Source organism: Myxococcus sp. AM010 (assembly GCF_013372585.1).
GTDB lineage: Bacteria > Myxococcota > Myxococcia > Myxococcales > Myxococcaceae > Myxococcus > Myxococcus vastator.
This window is the reverse complement of sequence record NZ_JABXEO010000056.1, coordinates 25,967-39,189: the sequence shown is the minus strand read 5'-3', so window position 1 is coordinate 39,189 and position 13,223 is coordinate 25,967. Positions and strand designations below refer to the sequence as shown.

Here is a 13,223-nt window from a genome sequence, read left to right as displayed (position 1 = left end):
CCTCTTGGGGGGGTCAAGAAACCGCAACAGGTTGAAACAGCGGTTTGTCCGCGCCCGACGTCCGGAAAGGTCGTCACACCTGGAAGGTCCAGTGGTTGGCGCCGTACGACGCCCTACCTATTGCGCTGGGGTAAACTTGAGTTCCCCCCGGACCCAGGCGCAAAGTGTCAGTCGCGTGAACACGAACGTTCGGCTGAAGGTGGCATACAAGACGCCGCAGACCCTGGTGGGGGAGTACACGCGCAGCGTCGGAATGGGGGGCGTCACCTTGGAGACGCGCCGCAGCCTGCCGCTGGGGACTCGATTCACCTTTGAACTGCATGCGGGCGGCGTGCCCCGGCCCGTGGAAGTGCTGGGGGAGGTGGTCCAGGTCGTCCCGCACCAGGAGTCCCAGCGCTTCCTCCTGACCGTCCGCTACGGGGTCGGAGAGGACCGCAGCGCGCTGGACGCCGTCCTCCAGCGCATCTACGCCGCCGAGGAGCACGCCGGCTTGCGCCGCTTCCCACGGCTGCCCCTGTACCTGCGCGCCAGCGAGGCGGCGCCTTTGTCACCGGGCTTCGTCGTCCGGGACATCTCCCGGGGCGGCGTGGGCCTGGAGGTGCAGGCCCCTGCCCTGCCGCGCCAGGTGAAGGTGGGCACGCCCTTCCTCCTGGAGCTGGACTTCCGGGAGGGGCCCATGCTGCTGCACGGCGAGGTGGTGTGGACCTCCACGGTGCCCCGGAAGAGCTCGGGGACGGTGACGCCGGGCTTCGGCGCCACCTTCGGCAGGCTCCGGCCGGACATGCAGCAGCGGCTGGACGGCCTGCTGTCCCTGGCGACGCTGCCGCCCGCCCCCTGGAAGGCCCGGGTGAGCTTCGGCATGGAGGCCGTCGCGCGGATGCCGTGACGGCCCGAAGGCCCCCGCGGGCTACACCGCGCCCAGGGGGTAGCCGCCTGCGGACTCCAGGGCCGCCACCACCGTCTCCCGCAGCGCCGCCGGGTCATACGGCGTGAAGACGTCCAGCGTGCCCAGGCGCTTCAGCTCCTGGTCGAGCGCGTCCCCCTTCAGCGTGGCGCACAGCGCGCGGCGCGTCCTGTCGTAGGCGCGGGGGATGGCGTCCAGCGCATAGAGCTGCGTCATCGCCACCCGCACCGGCGCCAGCGCGCCGCCGCCCTTCGCGGCCTGGCGGGTGCGCGTCACCATGGAGTCCAGGGCGAAGGCGTCCATGACCACGTCCGCCAGGGCCGCGAGCACCTCCTGGTGCTGCTCCAGCGCCGTGCCGAACGTCTCCGCCGCCACCCGCAAGCCGTGGAGCGCCAGGTGCTTGGCGGCCTCGGCGGCGACCTCCTGCGGGGCCAGGGCATCCCGCACGCGCGCCTGGGGCCGCTCGCCCCGGGACAGCGCCTCCGCCACGTCGCCGGCCATGGCGAACAGCGGCAGGTCGCCCTTCACCGCGCGCTTGAGGAGCATGCCGGTGATGAGCATGCGGTTGATTTCGTTGGTGCCCTCGAAGATGCGGTTGATGCGCGCGTCGCGGTACGCGCGCTCCACCGGGTACTCCTCGATGTAGCCCGCGCCACCGTGGAGCTGGACGGCGTCATCCACCAGGTGGCCCAGAGACTCCGAGCCGTGCACCTTCATGATGGAGGACTCGATGGCGTACTCCTCCACCGCCGCCAGCAGGCGCGCCTCGGCGTCCGGCGCGCGCTTGTCCCCCTGTCCCAGGCGCGCGTCCACGAGCCCCGCGGTGCGGTACGTCATGCTCTCCACCGCATGGACGAGCGCGGCCATGCGGGCCAGCTTCTCGCGCGACAGCGGGAACTGGGCGATGGGCGCGCCGAACTGCTTGCGCTCCTGCGTGAAGCGCAGCGCGCCCTGGAGCTGGAGCTTCATGCCCCCCAGCACGGCCGCGCCCAGCTTGAGGCGGCCGTAGTTGAGGATGTTGAAGGCAATCTTGTGGCCCTTGCCCACCTCGCCCAGCTGGTTCTCCACCGGGACGCGCGCGTCCTCGAAGTAGAGCGGGCAGGTGGAGGAGCCCCGGATGCCCATCTTGTGCTCCTCCGGCCCCACGGTGAGGCCGGGCGTGTCCTTCTCCACGATGAAGCCGGTGAACCGGTCCCCGTCCACCTTGGCGAAGACGATGAACACGTCCGCGAAGGCCGCGTTGGTGATGTAGAGCTTGGAGCCGTTGAGAATCCAGTGCTTGCCGTCGGGGGACCGCACCGCCTTCGTCCTGGCGCCCAGCGCGTCGCTGCCGCTGCCCTGCTCCGTGAGCGCGTAGGCCGCCACCCACTCACCGGTGGCCAGCTTCGGCAGGTACTTCGCCTTCTGCTCGGCGTTGCCGAACCAGACGATGGGCAGCGTGCCGATGCCGGTGTGCGCGCCGAACGTCACCGACCACGAGCCGTTGAGGCTCATGGCCTCCGCCAGCAGCAGCGACGTCGTCTTGTCCAGGCCGGTGCCGCCGTAGGCCTCGGGGATGTCCACGCTCAAGAGGCCCAGCTCGCCGGCCTGGCGCAGCAACTGGCGCAGCAGCGCGTTGTCCTTGGCCTCGATGCGCTCGGCCAGGGGGAGGACCTGCTCACGGGAGAACTGGAGCGCCGTCTGGAAGAAGAGGCGCTGCTCCTCCGTGAAGGTCTCCGGTGTGAGGATGCGGGCCGAGCCCACCTCCTCGAAGAGGAACGCGCCACCGGGCGCATGCCCCTGCCGCGAAGCGGCCTTGGGTTCGGCATCCATGAACATCCCTCCAGCGGACGAGCGCGCCCCGCCCTGGGGCCTGAATCTAACCCTCCGGCGGAAAACCGTCCGCGAGTTCGCGCCAGTCCACGCGAAGGGGCGAGCGGCGCCCTTCACGTCAGCCGAAGCAGGTCGTCCTGGACACCGCGCACGCCAGGCTACGGACCGCCGCCTTCGCTGTCGGCCTTGGCCCGAGCCCGCTTGCCCCGCGCCACCTCGGTGGCGAGCGCCTCCAGGCGCGGTGTCCAGAACACGCGGAACTGCTCCAGCCACGCGTCGACCTGCTGAAGCGGCGCCGGGTCGACGCGATAGAGGCGGCGAGTCCCTTCCGCGCGAACCTCCGCGAAGCCGCTGTCGCGCAGCACCTTGAGGTGCTGGCTGACCGCCGGCTGGCTGATGCCGAACTCCGCCTGGATGGACTCGGTCACCTCGCCAGAGGGGCGCTCCCCCCCGGCCAGGAGCTCGAGGATGCGTCTGCGCACCGGGTCACCCAGGACGTCGAAGGCATGCATCGTGGCTATCAGGTCCCCGGATGCCGCACGTCCGGCGGCGGCGCACCAGTATAGAAGGCCGTCGTCCGCGCCGCGCGTGCCTTCGCCGCCGCGGCGTCCTCTCCCCGCGTCACATCCGCCTGCCCCCAGCCCTCGCTGCTGGCCGTGATGAACACCTTGCCTTCATCCGACGTCGTCCAGGCCTCCACCGCCGCGCTGTCGACAGCGGCGCCGCCGGACGCCAGGTGCAGGCCCAGGCCCATCAACCCCAGCTCCCAGCCGACTCCGGTGGCGCCAGGGCCGTAGTCGTCCCAGAAGGGACTCACATGGGCCAGGTGCTCCAGCCGCAGCCGGGCGCCACCGCCCGGGGCCGCGGCCAGGATGACGTCCACCCAGCTGATACCGCCCCCGAACTCCCACGTCAGCCCCAGGTGCCGCGGCGCCTCGCAACGGGTGATTGTCCCGCTGGCATTGCCCTTGAGCGCGTAGCGCCCCCCCAGCTTCAGGTCGCCGGACACCGGAAGGAACCAGCGGGGGATGCGCTCGGGGTTGGTCAGCGCGTCCCAGAGGTCCTCCACCGTCGTGTCGTAGTCGCGCATGGCGACGACGACGCGCGCGGGCTTGCCCTCATGCTCACGGCTCTCCACCTCCCGCACGACGGCCCCCAGGTACCGCTGCACATCAATCATGTCGCCTCCAAATATAAGTATGCACCTATATAAACGGCGACTTATTGAAGAAGTCAACGCTCAAGGCGATGACTCCGGGGCCTGGTGGGGCGTGGGATAGACGAAGCACAGGGTGTCGAACAGCGGCTCACCCGGCGCGGTGAAGTTCGCGCCGAGCGCCCGCGCCGCCTGCGCCACCTCCATGCCGAACGAGGGCACGAGGCAGAGGTCCTCGGACGTCTTGAAGCGCCCCTTGAGCAGGCCCAGGCCCCGGCGCAGCGTGACGATGTCCTGCCGCCCCGCCCGCACCGGCACCGAGGGACCGTTCGGGTCCGGGCCCGGCAACTTGCCCACGCTGGTGGTCAGCTCGAAGCCGTCCGCGCGCATGATGATGCGCAGCTTGCCCGGCGCGACCTCCTCCAGCCACGCGCGGAAGCCCGCTTCGTCCCGTAGCACCACGGGATAGGCCACCGGCCCATCCGGGTGCGCCAGCCACACGGCCTCCGCCGAGTCCCGCAGCACGGTGAACAGCTCCGACGTCTGCACCAGGAAGGTGTCCGCGTCCGGCACCACCAACACCGCGTGCCCTCTCACGCGCTGCGCCAGCCGCGTGGCGTCATCCAGGCGCGCCGGCTCGAAGGTCTCCGCTCCCACGCGCACGCGCTCTCCCGCCAGCGCCACCCGGAGCGCGGCGGCTGGGAGCGGCTCACCCTGGATGGGGCCCGCAACCTCCACTTCGGCCGGCGACGCGGGTCGCGGAGCTTCCGGCGTCGCCGCGCCCGGCACGGCGAGCGAGGGCAGGGGCGCGGGCTTCAAGGACTTGAGCGGCTCGGCCCGCGGCTCCTCACGACAGCCGGCGGCCACCACGACGAGCAGCACCACGGCGAGCGCCTGGGTGACCGCGGACATGCCCCGCACCGTCCTCATCGTGCCTTCCTCCCAAGTGGCCGCCATCCAACGGCGCGGATGATGACGCATCGGTACGTGGCGCGCGGAGCGGGCATCCTTCGGCGCCCGGCCCTGCCCCCCGGCACCCAGAACACCTCGGGCACCACCATGGCGGTGGCTGTCGCGAGACGTAGGAAGAGGCACACCCATCCCCCAATCACAACCAACGGATTTTTCCCGTCATGGCGTTTTGCCTACCCCATGATACCTTCAGGCGCCCCTGCCAAGACAGCGCGGGCCCCCTTGGCGCAGCGGCCACCTGCACCCGAAGGAACCGGAACGAACGTGCAGCAGCCTTCCGAAGGGCTTCATTTCGGTAAATACAAGCTGCTCGAGCGCATCGCGACGGGCGGGATGGCGGAGATCTACCGCGCTCGGATGACAGCGGCGGCGGGTGTCACCAAACCGGTGGTCATCAAGAAAATCCTCCCGGGCTATGCGGACAACAGCGCCTTCCTGTCGATGTTCGTCAACGAGGCCCGCATCGCCGCGGGGCTGAGCCACGGCAACATCGCCCAGGTCTTCGACTTCGGCGAGGTGGACGGCGAGTACTTCATCGCCATGGAGTGGGTGGACGGCCGCACCCTGTCGAGCGTCATGCGGCGCGCGCGGGAGAAGGGCATGTACACCCTGCCCCAGCCGCTGGCGCTGCTCATCGCCGTGGAGATGCTGGAGGGGCTGGCCTACGCCCACACGCGCCTGGATGAGCGCGGACGGCCGCTCCACATCGTCCACCGCGACGTCAGCCCGCAGAACGTGCTGCTCAGCTACGAAGGCCAGGTGAAGCTGGTCGACTTCGGCATCGCGCGGGCGCGGCTGGCCGGCAGCGCCGAGCCGGTGGAGCACGACCTCAAGGGCAAGTACACCTACTTCGCGCCGGAGCAGGTCCGCGGGCGCGAGCCCGACGCGCGCTCGGACATCTTCGCCGCGGGCGTCGTCATCTACGAGATGCTGTGCGGCCGCCTCCCCTTCGAAGGGAAGATGCCGGACGTGCTGCGCAAGCTCGCCCTGGGGGACTTCCCGCGGCCCCGCGACCTCAACCCCGGCATCCCCACCGCGCTGGAGCGCATCCTGCTCACCGCGCTGGCCGTGGAGCGCGAGCAGCGCTACGCCACCGCGGAGGCCTTCGCCGAGGCCCTCACCCGCCACCTCCACACGGCCGCGCCCGACGTGTCCTCCAGCGCGCGCGCCCACTTCATGGGCTACCTCTTCGAAGCGGAGCTGGTGGGCGAAGGCCGCCCCGTGCTGCTGCCCCGCGAGTTCCTGGCGCAGATGGCCCGGTGGACCCACTCCCCCTTGGAGCGCCGCGCCCTCCGGGAGATGGCGCCGCCCGTCCGCGAGCCGGCCGCTGACGAGGAGGAGCGGACCCCCATCGCCGAGTTCGAGCCGCCCCCCACCCAGGCCTCCGAGCCCGCCGACGGGCGGATGGAGCGCACCACGCAGCCGCTCCCCGCCCTCCTGCCCGGCCCGGGTGTCCCGCCCCTGGACGCGGCGGCATCGCGGACGATGGGCATGCCCCGGGCCGTCACCCTGGGCGCGCCCATCATCGTGGCGCTGATGGCCACGCTGGCCCTGCTGGTGTCGAACAGCACGGGCACCTTCTCCGTGGAGCTGAGCTCGTCGCCCCCGGGCGCCGCCATCCGGGTGAACGGCCAGCCGCAGACGGCGCGCACGCCCGCCCTGCTCACGCAGCTTCCCGCGGACGCGGAGCACCTGCTGGAGGTCCAGGTCCCGGGCATGGTGGCGTGGAGCCAGACGGTGCGGGCCGAGCGTGGCACCACCCTGGCCGTCCATGCCCGCCTGCTCCCCAAGCGGATTCTAGGCCCCGCCCAGCAGCCGCACCGCGCCACGCCTCCTCAGGAGGTGCGGATGCCCGCCGAGCGGATGTCCCTGTCCAGCGTGGCGCACGCCTTCCGCGTGCCCTACCTCTCCACCGCGCAGATGCGGCTGGACCCGTCGCGCACCTACAGCGTCCAGGTGGAGGGCTGGGCTTCGCTGGGCCATGCCAGCCTGGTGGAGCACGCCGGCTACTTCCTGGAGGGGGACGCGCGGCTTGCGGCGCATGAGTCCTTCGGCGTGCTGGACGGCGAGGAGCGGCTGGTGCGCCACGCCTCGCGCCTCCATGTCTTCCTGCTGGACTCGAATCGGACGGACAACCACGGCACGCTGCTGGTCCGCGTGCGCGAATGGGACAACGACGGCCCCGTCACCACCTTGCGCGTGGACGCCCGGACGCACGCGGTGAAGCTGTCACGCGCCGACCGCTTCCTGCTGAGCGGGCTGGAGCCGGACACGCACTACGACGTCGTGCTGCGGGACACCGCCGAGTCCGCGCGCACACGGGGCTTCGACGGGGGGCCGGTGGGCCGCGTGCTGGGCCTGTACGGCGCCGGAGAGGGGCCGGAGAGCGCGTCCGGCCTGCTGACGCTGCTGGAGTTGGGCCGCCCCCTGCGCCTGCGGGGCGCCTCCTGGCTCCAGCTCGCCTTCCCCGACGACCATCTGGCCGACAACACCGGCAGCCTGGTGCTTGAGGTATCGCCCGTGGCAGCCCCCGGCACCTCGCCCGCTCCCCCTCTGGGGCCTCCCACGCCCGCTCCCACCCGGTAACGTGCCGCTACAGCGGTGCAGCGACCTGTCGCCGAAAAGTTGATCACCGGAGGCTGCCCCCTACCCTGGGCGCCACGGAGGACTCACCATGAAGAAGCTGGTGGCGGTGGCCGTGTTCGGCCTGATGGGAACCCTGGGAATGGCCGCGCGCGTGGACGCCCGGCCGGGAGTGGACGGGATGGAGCCAACGGATGCACAGGTCGAGGCGGCGCTGGACGCGGGGCAGCAGCGGGTGCTGGGCAACCTCCTCGGGGTTCAGCGCACGGACGCACGTCCAGCGGCAATCCCCCGGTAAACTCGTGGCGTCCGACGTGGCTCGGTGCTAAGCCCGGGCCTGTTCCGACGTTCAGCCCACCAACCTCACCCGTGAGGGGGACATGCCTGAAGGGTCCGCGTCACTCCAGCTCGCGGTTGGCGACCGGGTCGTCTATCCGAACCAAGGGGTCTGCCGAGTCTCCGCCATCGATGTGAAGGAAGTGGCGGGACAGAAGCTCACCTTCGTCACGATGCGCCGCGAAGAAGATGGCGCCGTCGTGATGGTGCCCGAGGGCAAGGTGCTCTCCATCGGCGTGCGCAAGGTCGCATCCGCCGAGGACGTGGAGGCCATCTTCTCCTTCCTCCGCTCGGACAGCGACAAGGCCGACCTCGACTGGAAGCAGCGAGCCCGCACCAACCTGGACCGGATGACCCAAGGCGGCATCATGGGTCTGGCCGAGGTGGTGAAGGGGCTCCAGGTGCTCAGCGAGCTGCGCCCGCTGCCAACCAAGGAGCGCGAGCTCTACGACAATGCCCGGCACCTGCTGGTGACGGAGGTCGCCGCCGCGCTGGGCACCGCCGAGGTCAACGCCGAGGACGCCATCGACATCGTCCTCTTCCCGCCCGGCCGCGAGCGCCCCAAGCGCACCGCCGCCGAGTTCCAGCGCGAGGACGGCGACCTGGACCTGGACAGCGACCTGCTGGGCCTGGACAGCGACCTGGACCTGCCGTCCGACGAGGAGCCCTCCGAGCCGTCCGACGAGGAGTCCAGCGAGGAAGGCGAGTCCGAGGAGGCCGAGGCCTCCGAGGAAGGCGCCCCCAAGAAGCGCGGCCGTCCTCCCAAGGCCAAGGCGGAGGCGCCCGAGGGCGCCGAGCCCGCCGCCCCGAAGAAGCGCGGCCGTCCGCCCAAGCCCAAGCCGGAGGCCACGGCCGAGGGCGCCGAGCCCGCGGCGCCGAAGAAGCGCGGCCGTCCGCCCAAGCCCAAGCCGCCCGAGGCGGAGGGCGCCGCCCCCGCCGCGCCCAAGAAGCGCGGCCGTCCGCCCAAGGTCAAACCGCCCGAGGGTGAGAGCTGAAAGCCCCATGGACCGACGGGCCCCTGCACCTGGGGCCCTTCCGCCGAGGTGACGCCCCGTGATTCGCGTCGTGACGCTGGACCCCTTCGACGACAAGCAGCTCGCGAAGTTCAACCGCACGCTCTACACGGCGTTCGGCGTGGGCAGTGAGCACTCCGGCAGCGCGGAGGTGCCCGCGGGCATGTCCGAGCCGCTGGATGCGGAGAAGCTGATGGATGAGGTGCAGGGCATCCGTTCCTACAAGGACGACAAGGTGCTGCTCCTCACCACGCGCAAGCTGAAGGACCGCGAGCTCCCCAGCGGCGTGGCGCCCACGGCGGGCTTCGCGCGCCAGGGGAAGGACCGCGCCATCCTCACCATCGCGCCCCACAAGGACCTGGAGAGCGCCTTCAAGGCCGTCACCCGGCACGCGCTCCACCAGCTGGGCCACCTCTGGGAGCTGCACCACTGCCTGGACCCGCGCTGCTCGATGTACCCGCCCTGGACGCCGTCCTTCGCTCAGGGTGAAGCCATCTTCTGCACCTTCTGCCGCGAAAAGAGCGAGCAGAAGATTCGCCTTGCGAAGTCCTAGCCTCACCCGCGCGCTGCCCCTCGTGGAGCTGGGAGGCCTGCTCCTGGTCGCGCTCCTGTGCCTGCTCTTCCACCTGCGCCTGCCAGGCCGCCTCCCGTCGGAGGCGGACTACCGCGCGGTGGCGGAGCGCCTCCAGGCGGAGGCCCAGCCGGGTGACGCGGTGCTGCTCTTCCCCTGGTGGGCGGAGCGCGCCCGCCTCTTCGTCCCCTCCTCGCTGCCGGTGTACGGCTACCTGGGCTCGGACCGGGACGACTTGTCCGCGCACCCGCGGGTCTGGGTGCTGGGTCAGCCGGAGCTGCCCCGCTCGGACGAGGCGGGCTTCCTCGAAACCTTCCTGCCCGGCCGCCGCGCGGTGGGTGCGCCTTCGCGGCATGGCACGCTGACACTTGCGCTCCATGAGAACGGCCGGCACCGGCCCCGGCGCTTCACCGCCACGGAGGCCTACGCGCGCGCCCGCGTGTACCTGGAGCAGCCGGACGGCACGCGCCGCGACTGTCCCTTCGACGGCAAGGCGCACCGCTGCCCCGGACCCACGCACCTGTACGTGGCGCCGGAGTGGCATGAAATCCTCTACGAGCCGCGGCGCTGCCTGTGGATGCACGCGCCGGGCGGCAAGCAGCGGCTGGTGGCGGAGCTGGACGGCGTGCCCGGTGGCCTGGGCCTGAGGCTGGAGGGCGGCATCATCTTCGAGCACGCCTTCCCCAAGGACTCGCGCCTCTCCACCACGCACCTGGGCGTGGATGACGCGGCGAGCGGCGCGCGGCTCTTGTCGCTGGCGATACCGCCGGGCCTGGAGGGCGTGCAGAAGGCCGAGGTCCGGCTCCCCCAGGGCGCGCCACATACGGTGAAGGTCTGGGTGCAGGCGGACAACGCGGACCGGCGGCAGGTGTGCCTGGACGTGCTGGCCGTGGAGCCCGAAGTGGGAGTGCGGGGATGATGCGAGGACGCGCCCCCACGCGCGACGAGAAGTCCCTGGCCTGGGCGCTCTGGGTGCTGGCCTTCGCGGCGCTGTGGCTGACGGAGTCCGCGGTGGGCTACACGCGCGACGAGAGCGTCTACTTCATCGCGGCGGAGGGCTACGCGAGCTGGTTCCGGCAGCTCTTCCAGTCACCGACCCGGGCGCTGACGGACGCGGCCATCGTGCGCGCGTGGGACTACAACCACGAGCACCCGGTGCTGATGAAGACGCTGTTCGGCCTGAGCCACCTGCTCTTCCACACGGGGCTGGGGTGGATGCGGTCTGCGACGGCGTTCCGCCTCCCCGCCTTCGCCCTGGCGGCGCTGATTCCCGCGCTGTCCTTCCTGCTGGGCAGCGCCATGTACGGCCGCCTCGCGGGGCTGTTCGCCGCCTTCGCCTTCATGCTGGTGCCGCGGCAGTACTTCAACGCGGAGATGGCGTGCTTCGACGTCCCCGTGGCCGCCATGTGGCTGCTCGTCGTGTACTGCTTCTGGCGCGCCCTGGAGGACGTGCGCTGGGGCCTGTGGTGCGGCGTGGCCTTCGGCCTGACGCTGGCCACCAAGCACAACGCGCTGTTCCTCCCCTTCGTGCTGACGCCCTTCGCGCTGTGGCGCGCCTACAGCGCCAGCCAGGGGCAGCCGGAGGCCCGCGCCTGGCTGGGCCGCTTCGTGGGCGTCTTCACGGCGGTGGCCGTGTTCTACGGCCTGCTGGTGCTGTCGCTGGGCGGCGGCGAGGGCTTCCAGCGGAAGTTCCTGCTGCTCAGCCCGCACACGCTGCTGTTCGCGGGGCTCGCGGTGGGCGGCGCCTGGGTGCTCAAGGGCGTGGACAAGGTGAGCGCGCCGGTGACGCGCGCGCTGGTGCCCATCGCCGCCATGGCGGTGCTGGGGCCCGTCATCTTCTACCTGCACTGGCCCTACCTGTGGCACCAGCCGGTGGACCGCACCGCGTGGTACCTGGCCTTCCACGCGAAGCACAACCACTACGCCTGGTTCTATCTGAACCAGCTGCTGCGCGAGCCGCCCTTCCCGCTCGCCTACGTCGTCGTGAAGACGGCGCTGACGGTGCCCACCAGCATCTTCGTCCCCATGGTGACGGGCCTGGCGGCGCTGGTGGCGCGCATGGTGCTGGGTGCCTTCGCGCGGACGCGCGCGTGGGTGGCGCGCCCGGTGACGATGACCGAGGCGCTGGTGTGCGTGAACGCGGTGACGTCCATCCTCATCATCAGCCACCCGCAGGTGCCGCACTTCGGCGGGGTGAAGCACTGGTTCCCGTCCATGGTGTTCCTGGGCATCCTCGCGGGCGCCGCGGTGGCCCGGGGCTGCGCGGCGCTGTGGGAGCGGCTGAAGGGGAAGTGGCCCTCACTGCCCCAGGCCGCGGTGGCCGTGCCGGTGTTCGCCGTGCTGCTGGCCCCCGCGCTGGTGTACTCGGTGCGCGTGTTCCCCTACGGGACGGCGGCGTACTCGGAGCTGGCGGGTGGACTGCCAGGCGCGGCCACGCTGGGCATGCAGCGCCAGTTCTGGTCCAGCCACGTCACCGGCGTGCTGCCGTGGATCAACGCGAACGCGAAACAGGGCGCGCGCCTGTTCCTGCACGAGGTGCACGGCGGCTCGTTCCGCGACTACCAGCGCAACGGGATGCTGCGGAAGGACCTGCGCGCGGTGGGCAGCCCGGCGGACGCTGACATCGTCGCGTACCAGTACCACCAGGAGTTCCGCGAGCACGAGTTCCTCACGTGGCAGGCCTTCGGCACGCGCACGCCGGTGACGGGCCTCTACGTGGATGAGACGCCCCAGGTGGTCGTCTACCTCCGGCCGGAGGCGCGGTAGCGCTTCACGAAGGAACGCCTCCGGAGGATGCGGAGCGGCGAGAGGAAGTCGAATTCCCATCCCAGAATGCGAATCCCACTCCATGCCCTCATCGCGGCGACGCTCGTGGCCTCCGCTTGTGGAGACGAAGCCCCATCCCCGACGGCTCCCGGTTCGGACGAAGCCCTCGCTTCACGGGAGCAGGCGGCGTTCTCCGGTGTGAATGGCACCTACTGTCTGGTCAGCCCCTACAACTGCAAGCTGCAAGCGTCTGGTGGGAACCGCGTGCCCACCAACGCGCCCGAGGACGACAACTGGGGCCTGGTGACGGGTGTTCCCATCCGGGACGGCCACGGCACGGTGGTGGGCACCAACACGCGGACGAGCGCGGCCTTCAACCACGGCCAGACGCGCACCTTCGCGGGTGAGAAGCACGCCTTCGCGGTGTCGACGTCCAACTCCAGCGCCGGGTGGCTGCCCATCTCCAGCATCGTGGGGAGGACGTCCTTCGAGCAGAAGGTCGGCCACGTCTCCGCGCTGGGCACGGGCCTGGACAAGCTGGGCTGCTACGCCGTGCGCGACTGGCACGACACCACGCTCGAATTCAAGAAGGTCGTCTACGACAGCACGGCGACGCACGAGCGCGCGGGCGACTACCTGCCGCTGGTTCGCGCCAATGGTCTGCGTTCGGCGAACCTGGTCTTCAACGTGCCGGGCTTCGCGCTGGGCGGCCCCTCGGTGGACCACTTCCCCGCGGGCACGAAGTTCCAGCGCCTGGACGTCCCCACCGAGCACGGCGTGCCGTCCATCGACATTCCCCTGTGGGTCCAGGATGGCGCGGGACGCTACCGCCAGCAGTCCGGCACCATGAAATTCCTCTACGGTTACGTCATCGCCGCCACGGGAACGAAGCGCAACGGGTGGATGGCCCATGACGGCCTCCAGGTCAGCTCCGGCTGTCCCTGAGCCCCGCCCCAGGAGCGCGTCCGCGGCGCGCGCGGAGGACATGACGCCGTGCGTGCGCGCGTCCGCCCGGCTGAGGTGTGCACTGGCGGTCGTTGCCGGTGGCGCGCCCTGTCACAGGACAACCCCTGACCTCCCCCCAGGGCGAGGCTCCGAAGTAGGCTGGGG

At 71.1% G+C, this 13,223-nt stretch carries 12 protein-coding genes; 8 read left to right on the top strand and 4 right to left on the bottom strand.

What is annotated here, in order from left to right:
• The first annotated feature begins 175 nt into the window (after positions 1 to 175).
• Positions 176 to 886: a PilZ domain-containing protein gene (locus tag HV826_RS23720; RefSeq protein WP_176419285.1), complete on the top strand. Its 711-nt coding sequence runs from the start codon at positions 176 to 178 to the stop codon at positions 884 to 886.
• 21 nt (positions 887 to 907) lie between these two features.
• Here HV826_RS23720 and HV826_RS23715 read toward each other — a convergent pair whose 3' ends face one another.
• The 4 genes from HV826_RS23715 to HV826_RS23700 form a co-directional block, all read right to left on the bottom strand.
• On the bottom strand, positions 908 to 2,716 hold the full coding sequence (locus HV826_RS23715) for an acyl-CoA dehydrogenase family protein (RefSeq protein ID WP_176419284.1): 1,809 nt from the start codon (positions 2,714 to 2,716) through the stop codon (positions 908 to 910).
• A gap of 158 nt (positions 2,717 to 2,874) precedes the next feature.
• The gene (locus HV826_RS23710; RefSeq protein ID WP_176419283.1) at positions 2,875 to 3,228 is read right to left on the bottom strand and encodes a helix-turn-helix transcriptional regulator; all 354 of its coding nucleotides are present in this window, start codon (positions 3,226 to 3,228) and stop codon (positions 2,875 to 2,877) included.
• 8 nt (positions 3,229 to 3,236) lie between these two features.
• Positions 3,237 to 3,896 (bottom strand): SRPBCC family protein, encoded by a 660-nt coding sequence (locus HV826_RS23705; protein WP_176419282.1) that lies wholly within the window; start codon positions 3,894 to 3,896, stop codon positions 3,237 to 3,239.
• Positions 3,897 to 3,956: 60 nt separating this feature from the next.
• Complete coding sequence (locus HV826_RS23700) at positions 3,957 to 4,802, bottom strand: hypothetical protein (RefSeq protein ID WP_255217378.1); 846 nt, start codon at positions 4,800 to 4,802, stop codon at positions 3,957 to 3,959.
• Positions 4,803 to 5,108: 306 nt separating this feature from the next.
• Here HV826_RS23700 and HV826_RS23695 point away from each other — a divergent pair, with 306 nt between their 5' ends.
• The 7 genes from HV826_RS23695 (at position 5,109) to HV826_RS23665 (ending at position 13,058) form a co-directional block, all read left to right on the top strand.
• On the top strand, positions 5,109 to 7,430 hold the full coding sequence (locus tag HV826_RS23695) for a serine/threonine-protein kinase (protein WP_176419281.1): 2,322 nt from the start codon (positions 5,109 to 5,111) through the stop codon (positions 7,428 to 7,430).
• An 88-nt stretch (positions 7,431 to 7,518) separates the two neighbouring features.
• Positions 7,519 to 7,725 (top strand): hypothetical protein, encoded by a 207-nt coding sequence (locus HV826_RS23690; protein WP_176419280.1) that lies wholly within the window; start codon positions 7,519 to 7,521, stop codon positions 7,723 to 7,725.
• An 82-nt stretch (positions 7,726 to 7,807) separates the two neighbouring features.
• Entirely contained in the window at positions 7,808 to 8,758 is a 951-nt protein-coding gene (locus HV826_RS23685; protein ID WP_176419279.1) for a CarD family transcriptional regulator, read from the top strand.
• Between the two features lie 58 nt (positions 8,759 to 8,816).
• The gene (locus HV826_RS23680; protein WP_163783489.1) at positions 8,817 to 9,329 is read left to right on the top strand and encodes a hypothetical protein; all 513 of its coding nucleotides are present in this window, start codon (positions 8,817 to 8,819) and stop codon (positions 9,327 to 9,329) included.
• A complete protein-coding gene (locus tag HV826_RS23675; protein WP_176419278.1) occupies positions 9,316 to 10,266 on the top strand; it encodes a hypothetical protein in 951 nt (316 codons plus the stop codon). The genes HV826_RS23680 and HV826_RS23675 overlap by 14 nt, the downstream gene beginning before the upstream one ends.
• Positions 10,263 to 12,113 carry a glycosyltransferase family 39 protein gene (locus HV826_RS23670; RefSeq protein ID WP_176419277.1) on the top strand — a complete coding sequence of 617 codons (1,851 nt, stop codon included), beginning with the start codon at positions 10,263 to 10,265 and terminating at the stop codon, positions 12,111 to 12,113. The genes HV826_RS23675 and HV826_RS23670 overlap by 4 nt, the downstream gene beginning before the upstream one ends.
• A 66-nt stretch (positions 12,114 to 12,179) precedes the next feature.
• Entirely contained in the window at positions 12,180 to 13,058 is an 879-nt protein-coding gene (locus HV826_RS23665) for a hypothetical protein (protein ID WP_176419276.1), read from the top strand.
• Positions 13,059 to 13,223: the final 165 nt, after the last annotated feature.

Coding starts and splice junctions, on each gene's coding strand:
- HV826_RS23715 (WP_176419284.1), bottom strand. CDS start 2,716: ATGGATGCCGAACCCAAGGCCGCTTCGCGGCAGGGGCATGCGCCCGGT.
- HV826_RS23710 (WP_176419283.1), bottom strand. CDS start 3,228: ATGCATGCCTTCGACGTCCTGGGTGACCCGGTGCGCAGACGCATCCTC.
- HV826_RS23705 (WP_176419282.1), bottom strand. CDS start 3,896: ATGATTGATGTGCAGCGGTACCTGGGGGCCGTCGTGCGGGAGGTGGAG.
- HV826_RS23700 (WP_255217378.1), bottom strand. CDS start 4,802: ATGAGGACGGTGCGGGGCATGTCCGCGGTCACCCAGGCGCTCGCCGTG.
- HV826_RS23690 (WP_176419280.1), top strand. CDS start 7,519: ATGAAGAAGCTGGTGGCGGTGGCCGTGTTCGGCCTGATGGGAACCCTG.
- HV826_RS23685 (WP_176419279.1), top strand. CDS start 7,808: ATGCCTGAAGGGTCCGCGTCACTCCAGCTCGCGGTTGGCGACCGGGTC.
- HV826_RS23670 (WP_176419277.1), top strand. CDS start 10,263: ATGATGCGAGGACGCGCCCCCACGCGCGACGAGAAGTCCCTGGCCTGG.
- HV826_RS23665 (WP_176419276.1), top strand. CDS start 12,180: ATGCGAATCCCACTCCATGCCCTCATCGCGGCGACGCTCGTGGCCTCC.